At 34.7% G+C, this 25,365-nt stretch carries 19 protein-coding genes and 5 tRNA genes; 15 read left to right on the forward strand and 9 right to left on the reverse strand.

Annotation, left to right across the window (positions count from 1 at the left end; translation table 11 throughout):
* The first annotated feature begins 77 nt into the window (after nucleotides 1-77).
* A protein-coding gene (locus GQR59_RS01280) for an IS630 family transposase (RefSeq protein WP_442966173.1) occupies nucleotides 78-1,104 on the forward strand; the annotation gives its coding sequence in 2 pieces (ribosomal slippage) (nucleotides 78-527 and nucleotides 529-1,104; 1,026 coding nt in all).
* 250 nt (nucleotides 1,105-1,354) lie between these two features.
* Here GQR59_RS01280 and GQR59_RS01285 read toward each other — a convergent pair.
* From GQR59_RS01285 to dnaQ, 7 genes are all read right to left on the reverse strand, one after another.
* A tRNA-Asp gene (locus tag GQR59_RS01285) sits at nucleotides 1,355-1,431 on the reverse strand.
* A 106-nt stretch (nucleotides 1,432-1,537) separates the two neighbouring features.
* Nucleotides 1,538-1,614, reverse strand: a tRNA-Asp gene (locus GQR59_RS01290).
* A 74-nt stretch (nucleotides 1,615-1,688) separates the two neighbouring features.
* A tRNA-Asp gene (locus tag GQR59_RS01295) sits at nucleotides 1,689-1,765 on the reverse strand.
* Between the two features lie 59 nt (nucleotides 1,766-1,824).
* Nucleotides 1,825-1,901 (reverse strand) — tRNA-Asp (locus GQR59_RS01300).
* A gap of 87 nt (nucleotides 1,902-1,988) precedes the next feature.
* Nucleotides 1,989-2,065, reverse strand: a tRNA-Asp gene (locus GQR59_RS01305).
* 144 nt (nucleotides 2,066-2,209) lie between these two features.
* Nucleotides 2,210-3,520, reverse strand: coding sequence for a hypothetical protein (locus GQR59_RS01310; protein WP_160060360.1), 1,311 nt, complete (start codon nucleotides 3,518-3,520; stop codon nucleotides 2,210-2,212).
* Nucleotides 3,511-4,227: a DNA polymerase III subunit epsilon gene (gene dnaQ, locus GQR59_RS01315; protein WP_160060361.1), complete on the reverse strand. Its 717-nt coding sequence runs from the start codon at nucleotides 4,225-4,227 to the stop codon at nucleotides 3,511-3,513. Before dnaQ ends, GQR59_RS01310 begins: the two co-directional genes overlap by 10 nt.
* Before the next feature lie 93 nt (nucleotides 4,228-4,320).
* Between dnaQ and rnhA the strand changes: the two genes are divergently transcribed.
* A complete protein-coding gene (gene rnhA, locus GQR59_RS01320) occupies nucleotides 4,321-4,782 on the forward strand; it encodes a ribonuclease HI (protein ID WP_160060362.1) in 462 nt (153 codons plus the stop codon).
* 38 nt (nucleotides 4,783-4,820) lie between these two features.
* Here the strand turns inward: rnhA and GQR59_RS01325 are convergent, their stop codons facing one another.
* Entirely contained in the window at nucleotides 4,821-5,555 is a 735-nt protein-coding gene (locus tag GQR59_RS01325; RefSeq protein ID WP_160060363.1) for a class I SAM-dependent methyltransferase, read from the reverse strand.
* A gap of 37 nt (nucleotides 5,556-5,592) precedes the next feature.
* Here GQR59_RS01325 and gloB point away from each other — a divergent pair, with 37 nt between their 5' ends.
* The 9 genes from gloB (at nucleotide 5,593) to GQR59_RS01370 (ending at nucleotide 19,294) form a co-directional block, all read left to right on the forward strand.
* Nucleotides 5,593-6,360 carry a hydroxyacylglutathione hydrolase gene (gene gloB / locus GQR59_RS01330; protein WP_160060364.1) on the forward strand — a complete coding sequence of 256 codons (768 nt, stop codon included), beginning with the start codon at nucleotides 5,593-5,595 and terminating at the stop codon, nucleotides 6,358-6,360.
* Nucleotides 6,361-6,415: 55 nt separating this feature from the next.
* Entirely contained in the window at nucleotides 6,416-8,020 is a 1,605-nt protein-coding gene (locus GQR59_RS01335) for a LysM peptidoglycan-binding domain-containing protein (RefSeq protein ID WP_160060365.1), read from the forward strand.
* A gap of 872 nt (nucleotides 8,021-8,892) precedes the next feature.
* On the forward strand, nucleotides 8,893-10,935 hold the full coding sequence (gene prsK / locus GQR59_RS01340; protein ID WP_160060366.1) for an XrtA/PEP-CTERM system histidine kinase PrsK: 2,043 nt from the start codon (nucleotides 8,893-8,895) through the stop codon (nucleotides 10,933-10,935).
* 118 nt (nucleotides 10,936-11,053) lie between these two features.
* Complete coding sequence (locus GQR59_RS01345) at nucleotides 11,054-11,662, forward strand: XrtA/PEP-CTERM system exopolysaccharide export protein (protein ID WP_160060367.1); 609 nt, start codon at nucleotides 11,054-11,056, stop codon at nucleotides 11,660-11,662.
* A gap of 2 nt (nucleotides 11,663-11,664) precedes the next feature.
* Nucleotides 11,665-13,209 carry an XrtA system polysaccharide chain length determinant gene (locus GQR59_RS01350; protein WP_160060368.1) on the forward strand — a complete coding sequence of 515 codons (1,545 nt, stop codon included), beginning with the start codon at nucleotides 11,665-11,667 and terminating at the stop codon, nucleotides 13,207-13,209.
* Nucleotide 13,210: 1 nt separating this feature from the next.
* Nucleotides 13,211-13,969 (forward strand): AAA family ATPase, encoded by a 759-nt coding sequence (locus GQR59_RS01355; protein ID WP_160060369.1) that lies wholly within the window; start codon nucleotides 13,211-13,213, stop codon nucleotides 13,967-13,969.
* Between the two features lie 7 nt (nucleotides 13,970-13,976).
* Entirely contained in the window at nucleotides 13,977-15,260 is a 1,284-nt protein-coding gene (locus GQR59_RS01360; RefSeq protein ID WP_160060370.1) for a hypothetical protein, read from the forward strand.
* A 23-nt stretch (nucleotides 15,261-15,283) separates the two neighbouring features.
* Nucleotides 15,284-16,627: a PEP-CTERM-box response regulator transcription factor gene (gene prsR / locus GQR59_RS01365; protein ID WP_160060371.1), complete on the forward strand. Its 1,344-nt coding sequence runs from the start codon at nucleotides 15,284-15,286 to the stop codon at nucleotides 16,625-16,627.
* A gap of 45 nt (nucleotides 16,628-16,672) precedes the next feature.
* Nucleotides 16,673-19,294, forward strand: coding sequence for a tetratricopeptide repeat protein (locus GQR59_RS01370; RefSeq protein WP_160060372.1), 2,622 nt, complete (start codon nucleotides 16,673-16,675; stop codon nucleotides 19,292-19,294).
* Nucleotides 19,295-19,651: 357 nt separating this feature from the next.
* Here GQR59_RS01370 and GQR59_RS01375 read toward each other — a convergent pair whose 3' ends face one another.
* The gene (locus GQR59_RS01375; protein WP_160060373.1) at nucleotides 19,652-20,662 is read right to left on the reverse strand and encodes a hypothetical protein; all 1,011 of its coding nucleotides are present in this window, start codon (nucleotides 20,660-20,662) and stop codon (nucleotides 19,652-19,654) included.
* Nucleotides 20,663-20,818: 156 nt separating this feature from the next.
* Here GQR59_RS01375 and GQR59_RS01380 point away from each other — a divergent pair, with 156 nt between their 5' ends.
* The 4 genes from GQR59_RS01380 (at nucleotide 20,819) to GQR59_RS01395 (ending at nucleotide 25,359) form a co-directional block, all read left to right on the forward strand.
* Nucleotides 20,819-21,610, forward strand: coding sequence for a WecB/TagA/CpsF family glycosyltransferase (locus GQR59_RS01380; protein ID WP_236546619.1), 792 nt, complete (start codon nucleotides 20,819-20,821; stop codon nucleotides 21,608-21,610).
* A gap of 123 nt (nucleotides 21,611-21,733) precedes the next feature.
* On the forward strand, nucleotides 21,734-22,765 hold the full coding sequence (locus tag GQR59_RS01385) for a hypothetical protein (RefSeq protein WP_160060374.1): 1,032 nt from the start codon (nucleotides 21,734-21,736) through the stop codon (nucleotides 22,763-22,765).
* Nucleotides 22,766-22,961: 196 nt separating this feature from the next.
* The gene (locus GQR59_RS01390; RefSeq protein ID WP_236546620.1) at nucleotides 22,962-24,182 is read left to right on the forward strand and encodes an MBOAT family O-acyltransferase; all 1,221 of its coding nucleotides are present in this window, start codon (nucleotides 22,962-22,964) and stop codon (nucleotides 24,180-24,182) included.
* Nucleotides 24,183-24,375: 193 nt separating this feature from the next.
* The gene (locus GQR59_RS01395) at nucleotides 24,376-25,359 is read left to right on the forward strand and encodes a sulfotransferase (protein WP_160060376.1); all 984 of its coding nucleotides are present in this window, start codon (nucleotides 24,376-24,378) and stop codon (nucleotides 25,357-25,359) included.
* Nucleotides 25,360-25,365: the final 6 nt, after the last annotated feature.

Raw genomic sequence — 25,365 nt, forward strand, 5'->3', positions numbered from 1 at the left:
AAATACTTATACCATTCCGCCTAATTATGTGATCTAATGTATTTAATTATTAACTGATTATATTCTCTTGGTGACGTATGAAAAAACATGATTTTTCTGAATTGGCCAAAACACATAAAAGTGTTCGTATGAGACTGCGTTATTCTGCTCTAGCGCACTTTCAAGAAGGCAGCTCTCGTACCGATATCGCTAAATTTCTTAAAGTGAGCCGTACTAGTGTTAATAAATGGATATCTCAATATCATCAAAATGGATTGGATGGATTAATTGATAAAAAGACAACTGGACGTTCCTTACGATTATCTGAAATCCAATCACTTCAACTAATTCAATATATTAATGAATATACAAAAAATGATAAGGGTGGCCGATTAGTAGGCACTGATATCCAGTTGTTTATTGCTGATAATTTTGGCCATCAATACCACCTTTCAAGTGTCTACAAATTACTTCACCGTTTAGGTTTTTCATGGATAACCTCTCGCTCTAAGCACCCAAAACAGTCCCTTGAAGTTCAAGAAGATTTTAAAAAAATTCCAAATAAAAATGATCCTTAAGATCCCTGGCCATATCTCATTAGATAGAGTCGATATCTGGTTACAAGATGAAGCACGTTTTGGACAACAAAATACAACAACAAAGCTATGGGCTAAAACAGGTAGCAGACCATTAGCTGTGAAACAGCAACAGTTTGAATATGCATATTTATTTGGCTCCGTTTGTGTCACTAATGGGCAATCACAAGCGATGGTAATGCCTTATGTAAATAAAGACATTATGTATGCTCACCTGAAACAAATATCCATGAGTACCGCCGAAGATCGGCATGCAGTCATTATTATGGATGGAGCTGGTTGGCATACAGAAGATCTTGCGACAGACTTTAATAATGTTAGCGTAATTAAGCTTCCTCCGTACTCTCCAGAACTAAATCCGATAGAACAAGTGTGGAGCTGGTTGCGTCAACATCATTTAGCTAATCGTTGTTTTAATGGTTATGAATCAATTGTGGATGCGGTTTGTTATGCATGGAATGACTTTGTAAGTGATAGTCAAAGAGTAATAAAAATGTGCACTAGGGATTGGATGAATCTGATCAACTAATTAGGCGGAATGGTATTACTAGCAATTTATAGCCGATTTTAGATTTATTTAATTAAGTAACTAATTACTGTTGGGGGCTGTTCGTTATTTTAAAATATAGAGAATATAGAGAATATAGAGAATATAGAGAATATAGAGAATATAGAGAATATAGAGAATATAGAGAAAGAAGAATTAGATGATATTTTAATCTTTATTTTGCAGAGAATTAAAAAGTTTAGATAAGATAAAAATAACTTTTATACACTGTTGGCGGAGTGGACGGGACTCGAACCCGCGACCCCCGGCGTGACAGGCCGGTATTCTAACCAACTGAACTACCACTCCTCCGAGTGTATAACAGTTTTATCGCTTTTCGGTTTATAACCGTCGGTGTGACAGACCGCTTAACCACTTTATTTTAGATCGTTGTGGTAACGATTTAACACACTGTTGGCGGAGTGGACGGGACTCGAACCCGCGACCCCCGGCGTGACAGGCCGGTATTCTAACCAACTGAACTACCACTCCACGAGTGTGTTACAGTTATTTCTTTGTAAATTATTACTGGTGAAATAAACCATTTAGCTTTTATATAATACTGTTGGCGGAGTGGACGGGACTCGAACCCGCGACCCCCGGCGTGACAGGCCGGTATTCTAACCAACTGAACTACCACTCCACTGGAGTATTACAGTTCAAGCTTTGATAATTATCTATTACATTTGCAAGCAAATGAGTTGGCGGAGTGGACGGGACTCGAACCCGCGACCCCCGGCGTGACAGGCCGGTATTCTAACCAACTGAACTACCACTCCACGTGATAATCATCAGTTCAACTTTAGATTTTGCTAGATAGTATTGCCAATTCTAAATTTATAAAACTGAATTTATAAAAAAAGTGTTGGCGGAGTGGACGGGACTCGAACCCGCGACCCCCGGCGTGACAGGCCGGTATTCTAACCAACTGAACTACCACTCCAGCAAAATCAACGTTACATAATATGCAACTCCGTTGAGGCGCAGATAATACGGAGTTGCAGGTACTGAGTCAATAACGAAAAACAAAAAAAGCACAATATTTATAGGCTAACGCGTCTGACTGCTCATTTTATGCTCATAGCGTTTATTTTTTAGCATTATTTTCATCTATTTCTAATGGTTTTAGATGTTCAGTAGATAAATCGTCTAATGATAGTTCGCCATTTTCTAGTAATTTCTTTCGTTTTCTTTTGAGAATAAATAAAACGACAAAGATACTGATAATAATGATGACGATTAAAATTAAAACGAAAATCCATAAGTACTGAAATGTTTGTGCTATTTCGATTTCTTCTGATTCAATAGTTTTTGATTCTAAGTCCGTTATAGTTGGTTCTGCTGCTGAAGTTGCTATTGTGCTTTCAATCACCTTAACCGGTGCTCTCGCTACTTCAAATTTATATTCTGGTAGTTGAAAGCTTAGCTCTCGTCCATCTATTGCTGTTGCAAATACTTCGCCTGAATAGGTGTAATTTTTATAGGGCAGTTTTACTTTAATGGTTGTTGTATCATTTTCTAATATTTGATCGGCAAGGTGTACAATTAATTGTTTCGTATCACTTTCATTATTTCCAGTAATTAAACTATCTATCACCACTGAATTTGGATCTATTTCTAATGGGTCAACAACAAAAGTAAACTCTACACTGCTTTGATTATCACTAAGTTGTTCTATTTTATAACTAAGCGGTTGAGGGAAAACAACCATATCAGCATTAAAAGTACGTATAAAAATATTATTCTTGGTTTTAATATTAACTAAATAACGCCCTGGGGTTAAATCCATAAACAAGCGAGTACTGAGCTTGCCATCGAAAGGCAATGAATCATAAGATTGACCATCATCTTTATAAAGTGCGATGGATTTTTGAGTGTCATTCGATAACTTATCACTGTTAATTAGTGAAACGGTTAATCGCGCGTTATTTAATAAATCTTTATCAGTCATTACCTGACCATCATTTATTAAAGAAATATAAGAAGTAAGGTATTCCTTGTTATAAACTTTGAGTGGTAGTTTTTCTACTTTTAAAGTGGTTGGGTTTAATAACTGAATTCGGTTCTCACCATTTAGTGTGGCGATTGCTTGCCATGGCCCCGGCATAGGGTTCTGTATTGTAATAATGTCTTGGTTTCTATTGTTAAACCATGCCACTGTTTCTGGTGGATGGCGTTGTGCATACCACTTACTACCATCGGGTTTAACAAGCACGATTTTTTGTGCATGAGATGGATGATTTAATATAATCGTGACTTGTTGAGTATTAGGATCAATTCTAAAGCGATTATCAAGTAAAGGGATATCATTTGGTGCATAAATGGTATGTGCCATTGTACTCATCGTTGTGAGAATGAGTAATGTAAATACTATCCACTTTTTACTGATTATCGCCATAAACAATTTCCTGATTTTTGTACTAAATCTAAACGTGATTCATGCTCGGTTAACTCTTCTTGGCTAGCATGAATGATTGATAAAGGTGATAAATTTTGACGTAAGCGTCGACCAGTATTATTTTTACCTGATTCATTATTCGCTAAGTTTAAGTCCTTTTGGCCGCCTGACATCAGTAAATAAACATCTGCCAAAATTTCCGCATCTAATAAAGCGCCGTGTAATACTCGGTGTTTAGTATCAATACCGTAACGGTCACATAAAATATCAAGATTGTTCCGTTTACCGGGGAACATTCTTTTAGCCATTGCTAATGTATCGGTCACTGTCGCAATTTCTTCAGTGGGTTGGGTCTTTTTATTTAAAAAACGGAACTCTTGATCCATGAAACCAACATCAAAGGGCGCGTTATGAATGACTAAATCTGCACCTTTAATAAAATCAATGAACTCATCTGCTATTTCTGCAAAGCGAGGTTTGTCGTATAAAAACTCATCTGTAATACCATGAACCGCCATTGCCTCTGGATCAATCAACATATCCGGTTGAATATACACATGGTAATGACGACCAGTTAAACGGCGATTAATGACTTCAACACAACCTATTTCAATAATGCGATGTCCTACATAAATGAGCCCATCTTTATTCATACCTGTTGTTTCAGTATCTAATACAACTTGTCGGGTGAGTTTACTTGTGTTCATTGATATCTCTATTTATAGTTGTTGCGTATTTTAGCTGCTTAAGCTGCAGAATTTTCTGCTGACTAGTCTAACAAAATTTATGTGATGATATTAATGAAAAAAATTCAACTTTATACAGATGGTTCATGTCTTGGTAATCCAGGGCCAGGTGGTTATGGCGCAATTTTAGTGTTTAACGAACATCGTCGTGAATTGTCAGAAGGTTACGAAAGAACCACTAATAATAGAATGGAAATGTTGGCATGTGTAAAAGGCTTAGAGAGTTTAACAGAAGTTTGTGAGGTTGATGTTACCACCGATAGTCAATATGTTCGCCAAGGTATCACACAATGGATACATAATTGGAAAAAACGTGGTTGGAAGACAGCGGCTAAAGCACCGGTGAAAAATGTTGATTTATGGAAAGCGTTAGATGCTGCACAAGAGAAACATACTGTAAGATGGCATTGGGTTAAAGGCCATTCAGGTCACCCTGAAAATGAACGTTGTGATGACTTAGCTCGTGAAGCTGCAGAAGCAAATCCAACTCAACCTGATGAAGGTTTTGATGGTTAAGCATTCAAAGAATGAACTAAGGTTGCCTCGTTATTAAGTTAATTTAGCTTTTTTGAATGAGATTGTTTTGTGGCGACGGGCTGATTATTAATAATAGTTCTTCTGAATTCAAAGCTAGATTTAACAGGTGTCATAGGAGTCGTACGTTTTTTTGCTACGATAAAATAAACACTACAGAAAAAAGATAAATAGCGTTGCCCTGTATTTTCTATCAGCGATAATAATGGGCCTTCAGGCTGCGCTGAAATATAGTCAAAGTGTTGTTTGTTTTTTATTTCGAACCCTAATAAATGTAGCCAATCAATGACTCGGTTGGGTGAGAATAAGCGTGCAGTTTGAGTGTTTTGAGGCGTTAATAATGAACGTAACCCAAAGAAACTATAAGGGTTATAGCCGCTGATCACTAACGTACCATCCAATGTTAATATGCGATCTATTTCTCGTAATAGCTGATGAGGATCACTCGAAAAATCGAGTTCATGTACCAAAATACACAAATCGATAGTAGAGTCTTGAAAAGGTAAGTCATGTAAATCACTTTTTAAACCGATATCGGTACCGTCTTCTGCACAGTTTATTTGATGGCGAATAGGGCATTTATCGGTTTTTAATTGTGTACTTAAATGTCCTAACTTTAATAGATGATAGCCGAAACAATGTGATATTGCGTTATTAACAAGTTGTTGAGTCTGTGCTTGTAAATGTTCACCATTACTTAATTGTAACCAATCAGTAATCGGAGTTAAGATGCGTGATGTTTTTGCTATTTTCATATGCCTCCACCCCAAACTTTAAAAGTTGAGAAAAATTATGTTTAGTGTTTTAACCATTCCAGCCTTTGATGATAACTATATTTGGCTTATTAAAGATAGTCAAAGCAAGCGTTGTGTTGTAGTTGATCCTGGTGACGCAACGCCCGTCCTTGAAATATTAGAATCACAACAACTCACTATTGAAGCGATTATTATTACCCATCATCATCAAGATCATACTGGTGGCGTAAAAGCATTAATTTTAGATAACCCACAAATTAAAGTTTTCAGTAAAAATCCTCTTTTCGAAAATGCTTATTTAGTTGATGAGGGAGACGAAGTTTCTTTTTTTGATGACAAGTTAACATTCAAAATTTGGCAGGTAGCAGGCCATACACTTGACCATATTGTTTATTTTAATGAGGAAATGTTATTTTGCGGAGATACTTTATTTTCTGCAGGGTGCGGACGAGTTTTTGAAGGAACTCATCAACAAATGTATGATGCGTTATCGCGTTTAGCAACATTAGATGAAAACATTAACGTCTATTGTGCGCACGAATATACACAAAACAATCTTATTTTTGCTTTACATGTTGACCCTCACAACAATGATCTACTCGCTTATATTAAACAAGTCAGTAAATTACGTCAGCAGGGATTGCCAAGTATCCCTACTACTATTAAATGCCAGAAGTTAGTAAATCCTTTTCTTAGGTTTAATGACGAGTCATTACTTAATAACTTACAAAATATCTTAGCAAAAAAAATTACGTCGGGATTACAATGCTTTAAAGAACTTCGTCTTCATAAAGATCATTTTTGATTGCATGGGCAAAAAAACATAGAATACGGACTTTAATTTTGCAAATGGTCAAACTATGAAACTTTTTTTGCCTTTATTTTTAATTGTATTACTGAGTGCTTGTCAAAGTACTACTTCACAAGCGCCCGAATTCATTGAAGTTTCAAATGAAATTACACCCCATAAAAAAGCAGTTAATCATGCTGATGGCGAAGGAGTCGTTAATTTAACCAAAGATAAAACTAATCAACAACTTGGTCCCGTAGTTGATAAATCCTATGACAATCTGTGGTTAAAGTTGGCTGAAGGGTTTAACTTTGAAGTACCTGATAACTCTCGTATTGCAGTACAACGTGATTATTACTTAAAACATCCTGCATACTTAAAAAGAGTATCAAAACGAGCAGAACCTTTTTTGTGGTTAATTGTAGAGCAAATAGAAGCTAATAATTTACCACTTGAATTAGCATTATTGCCTATTGTAGAAAGTACTTTTGACCCCTTTGCTTATTCTTATGCCGGCGCATCTGGTTTATGGCAATTTATGCCTGCGTCTGGACTTCGTTTTGGCTTAAATCAAGACTGGTGGTACGACGGACGAAGAGATGTTTATGCCTCAACCCGTGGTGCGCTTAAATATATGCAATTCTTGCATCGTTATTTAGGAGAAGATTGGTTGTATGCTTTTGCTGCATATAACTCAGGAGAAGGCAGAGTAGAGCGAGCGATTAAAAAAAATAAAAAAGAAGGTAAAGCTGTTGATTACTGGAGTTTATCATTACCTAAAGAAACCCAAAAATACGTACCTAAGTTTTTAGCTCTCATCGATATTCTGCGTAATCATGAAAAATATGATATCGAATTACCACATATACCAAACCAAAAAGCCTTAACATATGTCGATATCGGTTCTCAAATGGATCTCGCCTACGCAGCGGAACTTGCTGATCTAAGCCTTTCTGAGCTTCAGTTATTAAATCCTGCTTTCAATCATTGGGCTACTTCACCGAATGGCCCTCATAAGCTTTTACTTCCGACTACGATTGCTGGAGAGTTTACTAATAAACTTGATAAGATCGATAAAAGTAAACGTGTTCGTTGGGATCGTTATTTAGTTAAAGCAGGGGACAGTTTGAGCGTAATTGCAAAAAATAAGCAAACAACAACTCAAGTGTTAAAACAAATAAACGATTTAGATAGCTCATTTATTAAAATTGGACAGCCCCTTTTAATCCCTATTGCAAGTAAGGCGCAGCAACTAGCACTGTCCCAACAAGCTAAAAAGTTTGAACTAGAAACCGCTAAAAGTAGCAAAGCTAATGAAAAGGTTATCCATAAAGTTGTTGATGGAGATACGTTGTGGGATATTAGTCGAGATTACAAAGTAACGTCGAAACAAATTGCTAAATGGAATGGTTTTCATCCCCAAAAAATGTTGCGTTTAGGGCAAGAATTGATTATTTGGAAGCCAAGTTCGACGCTTGCTATTGCGGATACAAATAAAATTACACGTAACGTAACTTACCACGTTCGCTCCGGTGATTCGCTTGGAGAAATTGCACAGAAATTTAATGTTAAAACAGCAGATCTAATTCGTTGGAATAATATTAAAAACAGTAAATACATTAAACCAGGACAAAAACTGAAAGTGTTAGTTGATGTGAGAAATACGAGTACTTAGTTTTTGTTATTTAGTACCTTGTTCAATGATAAGTATTAGTTCAGTTGGCTTCTACTATCAACATATAAGCATCAGCTTAACTTTAAAGGCACTGAGTGGGGTATCCCGTCAGTGCCTTTTTATTTATCAGTAAAAGAGAACAGTTAATTATACCAATTAGAATAAATAGCTTATCTATTTTACTGGTTAAAACAGGCCACTTCCTCGTTGTGAATTTTGTAAAGGGAACCGCCATCAAAGCATTAACCTCTTTTGGTTAATTCTCCGGTAGACGATTAACGAAGTTAATCTTCGAATGGCTCAATTTAGGCCTTGAATTGAACTGTTTTCCCAGCAAAAAATTTAGATAACATATTTAATATAATCGGTATTAGTGTGGTTGGTATAAGTTACAACATTGAACATTGAACATTGAACATTGAACATTGAATATTTACTATTTACTTCAACTCTCGAGGGTTTCAGATATATTTTGAAAAATTAATAGTAAAACATTGATAATTATGATAATTATGATAATTATGATTATTTTACTTATTGAACCTCACTCTGGATGACTTTATTAAAATAGATTCAAATATCAATTGGTTATGGTTTTATGTCATGCGGCGTAGTTAGTTTTATGTCGTTCAAAAAAATGAATAGAAAAAGTAACGGTGCTGTACTGATTTACTTATTCGGGCTGGGATTGTTGATGAGTAATGGATGATAAGGATAATATTAATAAAGCTTTATTTCACGTGTGGCGATGTTATGCCATATCAAGGTTTGCTTTCCTTTTATCATAAAAGCTATAATTGATAAAATTTAATGACTTAGTACTTATTTTTGATTTAATTGTTTTTATTTTATACACATCAGAGACGTTATAAATGGAATTAAACCTGATTTTAAATCAAGGAAACTGGCTAAATAGCTGTGTTGAAATAGCACTAGCGATCATTATCCTTTTTAATATTTCTATTACGCGTATAAAAATAAGCTTATTTACTTGTGCCATTATTTCCATTATTTGGCATGTTTCTGTTCCTGATGTTATTTCTGCTAGCTCCTTATCTTGGTCTTTTTTCTTATTAGAAACCTTGCGCTACCTATCTTGGGTTATTGTTTTACTTTATTTGTTAATGCTTACTAGAGGGGCTAAATTACCCAATATTTGGGCGTATAGTTTATATACAGCATTACTTGTGACTTTATCGTTATTTATCTATAGCTTTAACGCTAATACAGGGCTTTTTCCGTCGCCAATTTTAGCACTATATCTTAAAATTATGCTTGGATTATTTGGTTTTGTTGTATGTGAACAATTGATACGAAATGATCATTCTAGTCGAATGACAAAGCTTGTTGCACTCGTTGCTTTTATCATTTTTGCTTACGATATTATTGTATTTTCATTGTTGCTATTAAACAGTGATTTAGACAAATCGTTTTGGGAAGCAAGAACTGTTATCAGTTCTGTTACTTCATTAATTCTTGCAATTAGCATTATTTTTTATGCCGGACAATTGAAGGAGCGTAGCAGTTTTAAGCTTTCTAATAGTGTTATTATATTTAACACTAGTTTAACGCTAGTAGGTGGTTTCTTAATCGTTATTGCTTTAGTGGCTTCTGCACTTGATTATTTTAATATCAGTTGGTTAAGTGCTTCTAAAGTGATGCTGTATGTCTTTGCAGTATTTTCTATTATTGCGCTTTCACTTTCTGAAAGAATTCGCGATAGTTTTGTTGTGTGGACGAGTAAACATTTTTTTGCACATAAATATGATTATAAAAAACAATGGATCAAGTTAGATCTCTTATTATCTGAACAACATAAAAATCAAAATTGTTACGATATTTCCTTAAATGCATTAAGTACTATTTTCAATTGCAGTGGAGGCGGTATATGGGTTAAAGGTCAGCAGTTTTATACGTCGGTTGCGACGGATAAACTAGCATTTACTGGACGTTTACCTATTGAATCAAATCAAACTGATTTTATACAGAAATTAGAACAAGAAGAGTGGGTTTTTCAAGTTAGCGAGTCTGCAAGTAAATATGATCCACAATATAACTTTGATTTACCAGAATGGATTTCCTATGTTGATAACGCATGGATAGTATTACCATTGAATACATCATCTGGTTTGATTGGTTTTGCTGTGTTGTGTAAAAATAATTTAAATGAGAAAGAAAAATTAACGTGGGAAGATCTTGATTTACTTAAGCTTACTGGTCGACAAGTAGCGAGTTACATTAGTAAAGAGCAAACATCTGAAAAGCTTATTCAAAATCAACAATTTGATATGTTTAATAAAATCTCTGCCTTTGCAATTCATGATATTAAAAACTTAATTGCTCAACAGGGATTAGTGGTTAAAAACGCTGAAAAATATAAACATCATCCTGAGTTTGTTGATGATGTTATTGCTACGATTGCTAATTCAGTCAGTAAGATGGATCAATTATTAAAAAAAATGAAAGGCAAGACTGAATCTAAAACGATTGATGTATGTGATTTGTTAACACAAGCGGTTGAGATGAATATGAATGGATATCCACAGCCAGTATTAACTAGTTCATGTTCTAACGCTTTGATTAATGGCGATAGTGATAAGTTATTAATGGCGATTAATCATCTCATTAAAAATGCTCAAGATGCTACGCATGATGATGGAAATGTTCAGTTAAATTTAAACTGTAAAAACGATGAAATTTGGCTTGAGATTATTGATTCAGGAACTGGTATGGATCAAGATTTTATTAAAAATAAATTATTTCAACCTTTTAATAGTACAAAGAAAAATGAAGGAATGGGAATAGGGGCGTACCAAATTCGTGAAATTATCCATTCATTAAATGGAGAATTAATCGTTGAGAGTAAGCCTAAAGAAGGGAGTAAATTTTCAATTTATTTACCAATGGCAAGTTAAGGTTTAGAACGGGCTACAACATGGATAATGTTTGTTTTAGTTGGCTTGGGTGATCATAGTTTGTTAAATGATTTACTCTAAAACAGTATTTTAGTTAAATTTTAAAAGAGAGAAAAATATGAATAATTACCTTTTAGGACTTCTCTGTGCAGTGATGATCAGTGGTTGTGCAAAGACGGTTGTTTTGAATGAAGAACCTTATTCTGAAAAAGTAAAATTTTCTGAATATAAAATAGGTAACAATGATCAATTAATGATCAGTGTTTGGAAGAATCAAGAGCTTTCAATTAATGTACCTGTTCGTCCTGATGGGAAAATATCTATGCCACTTGTTGGTGATGCACAAGCACAAGGCTTATCACCAGAAGCATTAGCATCTGAATTGGCAGATAAATTAAGTAAGTATATTCGTGGGCCTAATGTCACAGTGATTGTACTTGGTGCTAACAGTGCTTCTTATTCAAGCCGAGTCCGTATTACTGGCGCTGTGAATGGGCAATTATCTATTCCCTACTACACTGACTTAAATGTGCTCGACCTAGTGTTAGAAGCGGGTGGTTTAACTGAGTTTGCCAATGCAGACGAATCGATTTTATACAGAAAAACACCTGATGGTATCAAACCTTATCATGTGAATGTCGATGATATCCTTAACAAAGGTATTTTAGATACTAACTATACCCTTCGACCATCTGATATTTTAATTATTCCTGAGAGTGTATTTTAACAATGGATATTACAGAAATTTTTAAGTACGTAGCTGTAGTATGGCGTGAAATGTGTCAGCGAAAGTTTAAAGTTGCCTTTGTAGTTACGATTATAAGCTTTGCTATTATGTTTGTCGGTATTTTACGTCCGCCTAGTTATTCTAGTTCAATTACGATATTTGCTGATAATCAGAATATTATTAAGCCTTTGTTAGGTGCTAAAGCGGCTGTCACCGAGTTAAAGCAAAATAGAAGTAACCAGGTACGTGATATTATTTATTCACCACGTATTTTGTCTGAGGTCGTTGATAGTGTTTATGGGGAGAGTGCTTTTTCTACACCGCTATCAAAAGATATTAAAATGAGCCAAGTTCGCAGTAATATAAGTGTTGAAGGGAGATCTGGTAACTATATTCAAGTTTCTTATAAAGATGATAGCGCAGAAAGAACCTTTGAAATTCTAAATAAAGTGGTGGCGGTCTTTATAGAAGATAGTGCAGATACTAAACGCGAAGAAAGCCGAAGTGCGTTTAACTTTATTGACCAACAAGCGGCTTCATATAAGGCTTTATTATTAAAAGCAGAAGATAAATTAAAAAGCTTTCAATCAACTAATTTTGATGGAACTGAAGCTGAAGTCAATAGTCGAATTGCGACTCTTAGATCTTCAATTGAAGAGCTAAACATTCAAATACAAGAAAGTAACACGCGTACTGCTAGTTTGAAAAAACAGCTCTCTAGAGAAAATAAATATGCCAGTAATGATTATGAAAGTGCCGTATATAATACTCAATTAAGAGAGCTTAAAAAGCAAAAAGCCGCTTTACAAATAAACTATGAAGATAGCTATCCAGCTATCGTAGACATTAACTATCAAATTAATGATCTAGAAAAAGTGATTTCAGAAGTTGGGACTAAAAAGAGTTCACAAAAAGCGGTTAATGCGGACTTTAACCCTTTATACGAAGAGTTAAGGAGTTTGTCATCAGCGGCTCAAATTGAACATCGTACATTATTAAATCGTCTTAAAGCCTTTAATCGATTATTAGATGAAGCCTATGAGCGACGTAAACGTATTGCTAATAATAAAGCGGAGCTCTCTGAACTAACGCGAGATTACAGTGTATTTCAAACGCAATATGAAGAGATGTTGACCAAGAAAGAGAAAGCTCGAATTTCAATGGTATTGGATATTCAAGGTCAAGGTGTTAATTACAAATTACAAGAAGCTGCGACGTATCCAAACAAGCCCATAGGTGCTCGTTTTATTCACTTCTTTGCAGCCGGGCCTCTTGTCGCATTGTTGATTGTGATTGCTATCTTTGTGGCTAAAATATTGGTCGATTCGAAGATCAGATTTTCATCTCAAATTAAAGAAATTGAAGGAGTGACTTTATTAGCTGGGATCCCTCATGCAACCTCTAGTGCAGAGAATAGAACGCGTCGTGTTCATAACACTTTCTTATTACTTTATTGCATTGTTTGTATGTTTGGCTATGTCGCTATTGCACTTGCTTATAAATATGGTGCTTCTTTAGAAAATATTATTGCTTTGGGAGGGTTTTAATATGCCTTTATCTGACGATACTTTAAAAAATGATACCGCATTAAAAAACAATGATTCATCTATGTTAGAAACCGTTAATGCTAATCAAATAACAGAGATGACAGAAGCACCTTTATTATCGGCTAAAGAACTAGATGAGCGTAAAATCATTTACCCTGGGTTAGATGATTATAAAACGCTTAATGCTTATCGTGAGTTACGCACTAATTTACTTAATAAAATGAATCACAATAATTTTATTTGTATGGTGACGGGTATTTCTCAACAATCAGGTACTAGCCATGTCAGTATGAATTTAGCGACAAGTATTGCCTTAGACCAAGGTAAAACTGCGTTAGTTATTGACTGTAATATCTATAAACCACGTATTGCCTCTTATTTAAAAGAACAACCAACGATTGGTTTAACTAATTTTTTAGCTAAAGATACTGATGCTATTACGGATATTATTTATCCTTCAGGTATTCCTAGAGTAAGGGTTATCCCTGTTGGTAATAACACTATCCATGCAGCGGAGCTTTTTTCTTCAAACAAAATGCAAAACTTTATTAATTCAATTAAAAATCGTTATCCTGATCGTTTCATCATCATTGATACGCCACCAATAGGGTTATATGCAGAAACGCAAATATTAGCTTCAATTTGTGATACAGCTATATTGGTTGTTGGTTATGGTCAATCGAACTCTTCACAAGTCGAAGCTGGAATTGATGCGATAGGCAAAGATAAACTGGCAGGGTTAATTCTTAATAATCAATAGTGTAAATATGAAATTAAAAAAACAGTGTTTTAAATTTATAGAAGCAAGCTTGGTGATATTATTGCCAAGCACCGCTATTGCTAATGATTTGCCTGGCTCTATTAGTGAAAGTTATATCTCCTTTGGGCTTGAACATATTCAGAGTAATAATATTAACCAGTCCTCGGATAATGAGCAGTCTGGGTTTGAGCAACGTGCTGATATTGGTATTGGCTATTTTAATCAAACTGCGACCAACTTTACCGCGTTAGATTATTCTGTGTATTACTCAACGTCTAATGGTGATGAGCTTGATGATGATAGTGATGTGTCAGGGAGCTTGAGCATTACACAAGAGATATTTAGCCCTAATTTATTACTGAATTTGAACCATTTTAGACGTCAATATTTACTAGACCAGTCAGGTGTGGATAACCCAGCAAATAGTGGAAGCAGAGATGTTTTTACTATTAATCCTGTATGGAATATACCTTATTCTCGCCGAGCTGGATTTGAGCTAAGTTACGACTATACAGCGACTCGTTATAGTGATGACGAAGACGAAGAAACTGATAGAAATGGCGTAGGTGTGACGTGGTATAACAAATTAACGCCTAAAGCTCGCTTTGAATTATCAACCAATTTAAGTCAAGTCAATTTTAGAAACACAGGGTTTGATTACAAAGAAGTCACCGTTGATGCCTCTATTGATGGAGAGTTACTCGCAGGAACATATTTAGTGCTATTAGGTTATAGCCGCGTAATATTAGATGCTGGTGATGAAGAAGGTGGGATATTTAAGTTATCTTACGGTTATCAATTTGATCGACATAACTTATCTGTGAACTTACAACGAGAGTTAAGCGATTCTTCTTTAGGGTTAGGAACTGATAACCTTGATAACGAAGATGATTCATTTGACGATAATGAAGTATTGTGGATAGATAGAGTAGATTTACAACACCGATTTATTATTACTAACCGTTTAAGTAATAGTAATACGTTATATTATCAACAAGAAACATCTGTTACGACGGATGAGACGGATCCTCGTTGGGGAGCTTCAGTTTCTTTAGATTTTCAAAATACTAAAAAAATTAGTTCATTTATATCTTTAGATTACAGTGAATCAACTATTTCTACAGACTTCGATAAACAAGTTATAAATGCAACGATCGGAGGGCGATATTTAATTCGCCCTCAATTAAGTTTATCACTACAAGCAAACTATGAAGATCAATCTATCGATGATGATGAAGATTCAAGTTATGACGAATTAAGCTATACAGCTAGAATTGAATTTAAGTACTAAATGCAGGTATTAAGGATTAAAGATTGAAAAATAACAAAGCAGATACATTACTGATCGTTGAAGATGACTTGGGTTTACAAACCCAATTAAAGTGGCATTTTGCCGATTATAATGTGGTCATTGCAACTAATCAAAAAGAGGCTATATCTGCTATACGTTTACATGAACCTAAGGTAATGATCCAAGACTTGGGGTTACCACCAGATGAAGATGGTGTGACGGAAGGTTTTGAGTTATTACAACAAGCATTGCATTTGCGTCCACACATGAAAATTATTGTGATGACCGGAAACGAAGGTAATGAGCATGCAATGAAAGCCGTTAAGTTAGGCTCTTATGATTTTTACGCTAAACCTGTTGATGCGGATACGTTGGATTTAATTGTTCAACGTGCTTTTCATATTTATCATTTAGAAGAAAAAAATCGCCAACTTAATAGCCAACAAGAATCAATGTTGAATGGTTTGATTGCTAGTGATACTAAGATGCTTAAAATTTGCAAAATGGTTGAAAAAATTGCGCCAACGGATGCATCTTGTTTATTAATTGGTGAGAGCGGCACAGGTAAAGAAGTGATTGCTAACTCTTTGCACCAGCTTAGTTTACGAAAAGATAATAAAATGATTGCCATTAATTGTGCAGCGATCCCTGAGAACCTCATTGAAAGTGAGTTATTTGGATATGAAAAAGGGGCATTTACTGGTGCAGTAAAAAGTACGGTAGGTAAAATTGAAATGGCGCATAAAGGTACTTTATTTCTTGATGAAATAGGTGATATGCCATTGCACTTACAAGCTAAATTATTGCGTTTCTTGCAAGAGCGCGTTATTGAGCGAGTCGGAGGAAGAAATCAAATAAATATCGATACTCGTATTATATGTGCAACTCATAAAGACTTAGATAAGCTAGTTGAAACAGGCGAGTTTAGAGAAGATCTTTTTTATCGAATTGCTGAAATACAAATTGATATTCCTCCTTTGAGAGAACGTGGTTCAGATAAAATTCTATTGGCTAAATACTTGCTCAACAAGTATGTCAAAAAACAAAAGCTGCCTATTATTGGTTTTTCTGAAGATGCGATTAATGGTATTGAAACACATGCTTGGCCAGGTAACGTTCGTGAGATGGAAAACAAAATCAAACGAGCGGCTATTATGTGTGATTTGAAATATATAAGTGCGCTTGACTTAGGCTTTGTAAATGAAGATGTGGCACCATTAAATTTAAAAGAAATTAGACGAAATGCTGAAGTTAGCGCATTGAAGCAAGCTTTAATATCCTCTGATAATAATATTAGCGCAGCGGCTAAATCATTAGGTATTACTAGGCCAACGCTTTATGACCTAATGAAAAAATATGATATGTAATAATCGTAACACTATTTTCAGCTACCTTTCGTAAAAGGGAAAAACATGAAAAAACAAACGACTGTGATTTTCAACTCATTAGTATTAGCGAGCACTCTATTATTAACAGCTTGTAATGGGGATAGTGAAACAAGTAATGTTGCTGAATTGTCGCAATACACACAACAAGCGCAGACTTACTTAGATCAAAGTCAATTTAAAGCGGCGATCAACTCTGCTAATAATGCTGTTTTACTTTACCCTGATCATCTTGATGGTTATATGCTTTTAGCGAAGACATTTAATAAATTAGGCCAGTCTAGCCAAGCGATTGATACTTTAATTAAATATAAAGGTGTTAAAGATTCAAATTATTACCTACTACTATTAGAGTCATATCAACGTAGCAAGAAAGCTATTTCAGCTAATCGATTAATTGCAGAACATTCAGATCTTTTATCGAAAAATGAAAACCAGTTTAAATTACTGCAAGCAAAGCTATTTCTATTAGAAAATAATCAAATAAGCGCATTAGCCAGTTTTAAAGAATTACAAAATGTAGCTGATTTTGAAAGTGAAGGCTTTATTGGTGAAGCAAGAATTGCGGCTGCTAATAATGAAAAAGAAAATGCATTAGTATTACTTGATAAAGCCATACAAACTAATGATAAAAATGTTGAAGCGTTAATCCTAAAAGGCTTTTTATTAATGGAAAAAGGTGACATAGAAAAGGCTGAAAAAACCTTATCTTTTGCCTTAACCGTAGTGCCATCATCAGATATTTTCACACCTGAGCGTATTAATATATTAAAAGCACTTACTTCAATATTAACCTCACAAGGTCGTAGCTCTGAGGCTTTATTATATTCTCGTATATTAAGTGATGAGTTCCCTACAGCAACAACGGTTAATGAATATTACGCCTCTGCACAACAGTATTACAAAAGAAAGCAAACGGATTTAGCAAAAGCTGAGTTATATAAAATACTTAAAGTCGATGCCCATAATAAAAAAGCATCAACGATGTTAGGGGTTATTTTATATACAGAAGGTGACATTAATGGTGCTGAAAAATACCTATCAGGAATGATCGATCCTGAAACTAATGCCCCTCAACTAACACAAATCTATGCAATGACGCAGCTTAAACTAAATCAAAGTAATGATGTGCTAGCTATTTTAGATAACGTAATTGATTACGAAAAACGTTTAGACACATTAACGCTTTACACTATTGCTGCTATTTCTGAAAAGCAATTTGATAAAGCTGATGTATCAATGAAACGTATTGAAGAATTGTTTCCTAATTCGTCTAAATTAGCGATATTAAAAAGTAGCTACATTAGTGCTAAATCACCGGAAGATAACTCACAGATACTTGCCGTCTTAGAGCAAGGCTTATCTAAACATAGCACTGATTTATCACTCCAAACTGCTTATTTAAAAAAACTCATTGAATTAAAAGAGTTAAATAAAGCAGATGAATTTGTAGAGAAACAAGCAAGTGAAAAAAACAATGCGGTTGGTACTCATTTATTGATTGCTAATTATTACTTGTATAGAAAACAATTCACTGTGGCTGAACAACATTTTAATGACATGATTAAAGCGTCAGATGATAATATTCAAGCTTATTTTGGTTTAGCGCAAAGTAAGCAACTTCAGTTAAAATGGAGTGAGGCATTTAATGAGTATGCTCGAATAATTGATTTATACCCAGAAGAACTACGTGCATATTACGGTGCGGTTATAAGCCTTAAACAGCAAAATAAAGACCCATTAAATGTGGCTTCTTATTTATCAAGTAAACATAACTCAGATGTTCTAGCGCTAGTGCTGGCTGATTATCAATACCAAAATAAACAATTCATAAAAGCTGATAAATTAATTAAAACAGCAGTAAACTTACCTGTTGAATTAAAAGACAAAGCCGAAAATTTACAAGAAAAAATAAGTAACGAAAGAATTATTGCAGCGATTAGAACTCAAGATTATTCTATTGCGCGAGATTTAGTGTTAGCACAGTTACAGTTAACACCTACACAACCTTTATTCTTAATACGTTTAGCAACAATTGAAACACTTTCTGGTCAATATGCAGAAGCTGATAAAGTCTTAAAACAAATAGAGACTATGCTACCGAATAGCTACCAAGTTGTATTGTTAAAATCACGACTTGCATTTTCTCAAAAAAATGTTGAAAAAGCAGAACAATTATTAAGAGTTGAGTGGGATAAAAACGCACAGGAAGAAGTGGCCGTTGAGCTTTATAAACTTTATCAAGAAAGCGATACAGACAAAGCTCAGGCATTTCTTGAAAAATGGTTATTACAAGCTCCAGCAAGTGTGTATGCTAACTTAAATGATGCAATGTATTTACAAGCTAAGGGCGATAACAAAGAAGCGATTCTAGCCTATGAAAAGGTACTTGCTATTGTACCTAATGAATTAAGAAGCCTAAATAATATCGCTTGGTTATATTTATTAAGTAACGATCCTAAAGCTGAAGAGTTTGCATTAAGAGCCTATAAAGTTGCCCCTAATAATGCAGCTGTTTTAGATACGTATGGTTGGGTCTTGTTTAAGAACGGCAAAGTTGCTGAAGCAACGCCATTAATAGAGAAAGCACTTGAACTTTCGCCTGATGATGTAGAAATACAAAAGCACTGGTCTGAGCTTTCTAAATAATTAGATACTCGAGAAAGGGTAACAAGAAGCCTTTATATAAAATCATGTCTCTTATTATAAACCTTGACTCTGTGCGGCTTAGGCTTCATTGAGTTAAGGTTTTTTCATTAAATCACTGTATCACTACATATTCAAATATCAGTTCAATCGTATTAGTTAACCCCAGCTCTGGATAAGCAAAGCGATACAATACCGCTATTTCTGCGTTAAATTATGTCTCAATAACCTGTTATTGCTTCAATAATTCGCCTTGAACTACGCAAAACTAACTGCACTGACTAGTAAAAGTATAACCTTATGATTTTAAATATAATTCCACTTTCATTAACCAGAATTGAGGTTAGTTAAATGAATACACTAATGCTGTAAATACATTAAATCTTGGAATGTTTTGCAGTGTAATTGAGTGTTGTTTTTTAAAAAAAGATCGAGCTTAGCTAAAGAGTAAGGAGCAAGGCTTTTGGGGTGACCCATAATATTAAAAAAAGCATCGGTCTTTTGTTCTTTTACGTGTTTATCTAATGCGCTTTGTAATTGTCCAGCTTTTGCACCATCAATCATCACTGGACCGTAAGTACTTTGTGTTAGACGCTCAAAATAATATTGATTGTTGGCAACCATTGCTTGTCCGTCACCAAATGATTTAAATTGTTGACTTGAAAACTTTTTATGAAAGGCAAGTTTCCAGAAAAATAATGGAGAGGTTTTAAAGGCGCTAATAGGCAGTTCAATAAACTCACCTGATGCATTAGTTTCTAGTGGATCAGTTGCAAATCGCCAATGAGGCAATTGAGGCATGCTTTTAAAGTCAAAGTGGCGAGTGGGGTCCGTTGAATAACCTTGATTAAACACCGTACTGTCTAACCAAATACCATTATTTAATAGTGCCTCTTTTATCTTGTTAAAGGGCTGTAAACACCATCCTCCTGCACGATAGGCAAAAATAGGTTGTTCTGTACAGTGTTGTAACTCAGCCTTGTATGAGCGTACTATTTCATCAATTTCCGCGACTGAAAAATCATGTAATCGGTAACGTTCAGTATTAATCTGCCAACCGTTTTCATCATAAGTACTATCAAACCAATGTGGATGAATATGAAGTTGTATATCGTGTCCTGCTTTTGATAATGTCAGCAGTTGTTCTTGGATTTTTTGATATTGTTCAGCTAACTCTGGAAAGTCAGTCGAATAGTCTTTTAATTTAACGAGAAAGCCCGCATCAACGAATAAACAAACTTTACTGTTATATTTATTTAAAACGTCAATGAGTAAGTTAGTCGGACGTAACATGCAGTTTTCGACTGAGCCAGGATTTTTACCGAAAAAAAGCTCATAATCTAAGCTAATTAAATAATTTACTTTTTGCATTTGTACTTCCTGTTAAAGCGATTTCATACCTATTAAGGCTAGTTTTTTATATTTTTATGCGGAAAAAATGGTATAAAAATATACTAACATTTACAACCTAAAAAACTATTGTTATGTTACGCGGCTATGATCACCACAATGCTAAGGAGAGGCTAAGTGACCGATGAAAATTACTCTTCAAATCAACCTTTCAAACGATATAAAGTAAAGCAAGATACCATTAAAATGTTTGGAATTGATATTCACCCGATGGGCATGTCAGCAGCATTAGATGTGGTTAATGAATGCATCACTTCTAAGCAATCTTTACACGTTGGTATGCTAAATGCGGCCAAAGTGGTCAATATGAAAAGAAACCCTGCATTAGGCGAAGATGTTACGTCATCTAATTTGATTTTGGCTGATGGTAGTGCTGTTGTGTTAGCGAGTAAAATACTCAATAAAAAACTGCCTGAGCGTGTCGCTGGTATTGATCTTATGCATGGTATTTTAGATCGCGGTAATAAATTAGGTTATCGCGTATTTTGCCTTGGGGCAACGGAAGAAATCTCAGAAGAAATTGAGCGTCAAATCAATAAAAATTACCCTGGTGTGATCATTGCCGGACGTCAGAATGGTTATTTCTCTGAAGAGCAACAGGCCGAAGTTGCAGAAAATATTGCAGCAAGTCATGCTGATGTATTGTTTGTTGCCATTACTTCCCCTAAAAAAGAACAATTTATGGCTAAATGGGGAGAAATCATGCGTGTCCCTGTCGTCCACGGTGTTGGCGGTTCTTTTGATGTGTTTGCTGGCAAAGTAAAGCGTGCTCCGCTTCTATGGCAAAAAATGGGAATGGAGTGGTTATATAGAGTTTTACAAGAGCCTGGTAGGTTATGGAAACGTTACTTAATCACTAATACCTTATTCATTGGCATGTTGGTGAAAGAATTTTTTTCTCCAAGGTGACATTATTAATTATTTTAATAGTTGATAATTAATATCAGCGAAATGGTTTTATTGATTCATTAGACTAACGTGTTTACTAATTGTGTGAGCTGTGAGTATTAAATTTATGATAGTGATTTTTTTATGTTGAGATGGTTAATTGTAATTACCATAACTCTGATCTGTGGTGAAGTTGTTGTGATGTGCTTTATTGGCTATAACGCAGGGGCTATTTCTGATAGTGATCTTGGTTGGATAAATAGACCAAATTCAATGGTTTTTTATACAAAAGAAGGGTGGGCAAAAAATAAATTTAATTCAATGGGGTTTAATGATAGAGATATTCCATCTGAAGGGTATGAAAATCATATATTGGTTCTTGGAGATTCTTTTACTGAGGCTTTAGAGCTCCCGCAAAAAATTAATTTTACATCTATCATTGAATCAAGTTTACCATGTTTGGACATTATAAATGCTGGCCGATCAGGTTTATCTCCTGTTCAATACCCTGTCGTTTTTGAAAGGTTTAGTGAAGTATCACCTATCAACTCTGTTGTAATGGTTCTGACTGGTAGTGATGCTAAAGATATATTGACTAATAATGCGGAGATAAGTAGAGATAAATTTAGTGATGATATAATTGGAATTACTTTGAGGGAAAAAAAACGAAGTCCGATTAAAGATAAATTGCTTTATGTGGTTGGAAAGTCTGCATTGGCTACTTACCTTAAGGACAGGTTGAAATTAGCACTTCAGAAAAAAAAATTAATGCCGACCCGTATAGAGGAAAAATTTAATGAGCAAGAAGTACAGAAAATCAGTGAAACACTAAGCTTCGTCTTTGATAAAATTAATTCTAAAACTCCTTTATCTGTAGTTTTTATACCAAGGTTAAAATATATGCATAAAGGAATGGTCAAATATGAAGCTAATGGTGAGCAATTCGAGATGATTATTAAAAACGTGTTAAAAAATAAAAATATACCATTTAAATCTTTAAAAAAAGATCTGACGGAATACTATATTAAAAATAAACAACCTCCTATCGGATATGCTAATTACAATATTTTACAGGGGCACATTAATCATTCCGGCCATCGAATAGTTGCATCTGGCATCATGGATCTAATACCACAAACATGCATACCTTTTGATATCAATGTTGAAAAGGCGTGATTAGATGATATTTACGTCTATTACATTTCTCGTCTTTTATCTTTTATTATTATGTTTTTTGTATTTTATAAAAAATAATAATATGCGTTTATATATATTGCTAGGTAGTAGCTATATCTTTTATGGTTGGTGGAATCCTGTCTTTATTGTCCTTATTGTGGCATCAAGCTTGTGGAGTTGGTACTTAGGCTTGTTGATGGATAGAGCAACTACGGAATCTAAGAAAATATTCTACCTGTCAATAAGCATTGTTCTTAGCATTAGTATGCTTGTTTATTATAAATATACTGAATTTTTGTTAGAGAATTTATTCTCCTTGATAGGATATGAATGGGAAAGTAACCTAGGTATTATTTTACCTGTTGGAATTTCATTTTTTACTTTTCAAACAATGAGTTACAGTATAGATTTGAAAAGAGGAAATATTCCTGTATGCAAAAGTCTTCCTAAATATATGCTTTTTGTTGCTTTTTTTCCTCAGCTTGTTGCTGGCCCAATAGTCAGAGCAACAGAGTTCATTCCTCAATTATCAGAAAAAATTAAAATTACTTTGCCCAATCTACTCATTGGAGGGCAATTATTTTTAGGCGGGGCAATACAAAAAGTTATCTTTTCTGATAACTTAAGCTCGTATGCTGATACAGTTTTTTCTCAACCGGAATTGTTTTCTACAGGAACTTTGTGGTTATCAGCTATTGCATATGCGATGCAAATTTTTTGTGATTTTTCTGGCTACTCTTTGATGGCTATAGGTATTGCTAAAACGCTTGGGTTCCATTTGCCAGAGAATTTTAGAATGCCTTATATTTCTCTCTCGGTGACTGAATTTTGGAGGCGTTGGCATAAAACCCTTTCTTTTTGGTTGCGAGATTATTTATATATCTCTCTTGGTGGAAATCGAAAAGGAAAAATACGTCAAGATTTTAATTTATTAATTACTATGATATTAGGTGGATTGTGGCATGGTGCTAGCTGGAACTTTGTTATTTGGGGAAGTGCTCATGGTCTTGCTCTTATTGTTCATAAGTTTTGGGAAAAAAGAACAAGGAGTTGGTGTCATTCAATAAAAAAATCTATTTATTATAAAGTAATAGCTTGGGCTTCTACTTTCATATTTGTTTTACTTTTATGGATTCCTTTTCGGGCTGAAAATTTTACTATTACATTAAATTATTTTATTGGAATGTTCTCATTTTCTCATGAAGGTATTTCATGGATTAATCCTAATGTCTTAGTTGTACTTTTATGCATAATATTCTGGCATTTTCTTTTTATTGTTAAGAGCAATAGTTTACTACAATTCCCACTATTAAAATTAGACCGTTTGTACCCGCAATTAGTAATCAGTTTCGTAATATTGGCTTTACTTTTGTTCGTACCGTTAAATAGCTCTCCATTTATATATTTTCAGTTTTAAAGCTCTTAATGTATGAATTTAATTGGAACGTAGACGCTTATTATTTTTTGACTTATGTGATCTCACAACCTTTGGTTCCATACACATAATATCGTTTACTTAAAAGTATTTAAGATAAGTCTATTTTCAGAGCATATTACATGTAACTTTTTTATTGATACAGCATACCCGTTAAAGATATGAAGTGATTTATATGAAGAATAAAAAACAAAAATTAGTTTATCTAGCAGCTGCAAGTCATTCAGGCTCAACCATGACCGCCATGTTATTAGGTGCGCATCCGGATCTTTGTAGTGTTGGAGAACTAAAAGCCATTAATTTGGGTGATAAAAATAGTTATTTATGTTCCTGTAAAAAATTAGTTGGCGATTGTGAGTTTTGGCAAGGTGTCACCACTAAAATGGCGGTAAAAGGTCAAGATTTCTGTATCTCCAATGCCGGCACTGATATTCGCACTGGTGCCACACCTTATATGTTGAGGTTGCTAAGACCATTGGTACGAAAACCAATGATGGAGTGGATCCGAGACGGTTTGCTAAGTTTATCTCCCGTATGGCGAAAGCAGCTTCCCCTTCTTCAACAACGTAATGTTGATTATGCTCGTGCAATAGCCGAGCAAGCTGGTGTAGAAACGGTCATTGACTCTTCAAAAATAGGCATTCGTTTAAAATACTTACTTAAAAACCCGGAATTAGATGTCAAAGTTATCTGGGTTGTGCGTGATGGTCGAGGTGTTTCTTTGGCTTATAAAAACCCTTCCGAATTTGCTGACGCTAAGGATCCAAAGCTGCGTGGCGGTGGTGCAGGAACGACCCAAGAACATAATAGAGGTGTTGAAGTTGGCGCTGAAGAGTGGGTGCGTTGCAATCAAGAAACCGAAGCTGTACTTGCAACAATGCCAAAAGAGAGTTGGATGCAAGTGCACTATGAAGATATATGCAGTAATACGGAAAAGACATTAGATAAATTGTTTGAATTTATAGGGGTTGACCCTTCTCTGAAACGCTTAGATTTTAAAACTGTTGATCATCATGTAGTTGGTAATGGCATGCGTTTAGATGACTCTGAAGTGATTAAGTTAGATGATCGCTGGAAAGCACTACTCAGTGAAAACGAGCTTGCAACATACCAGCAAATCACCGGTGAATATCATAAATCGCTCGGTTATACGGAATAAATATTA

Origin of the sequence: Psychromonas sp. L1A2 (genome assembly GCF_009828855.1) — a bacterium.
GTDB lineage: Bacteria > Pseudomonadota > Gammaproteobacteria > Enterobacterales > Psychromonadaceae > Psychromonas.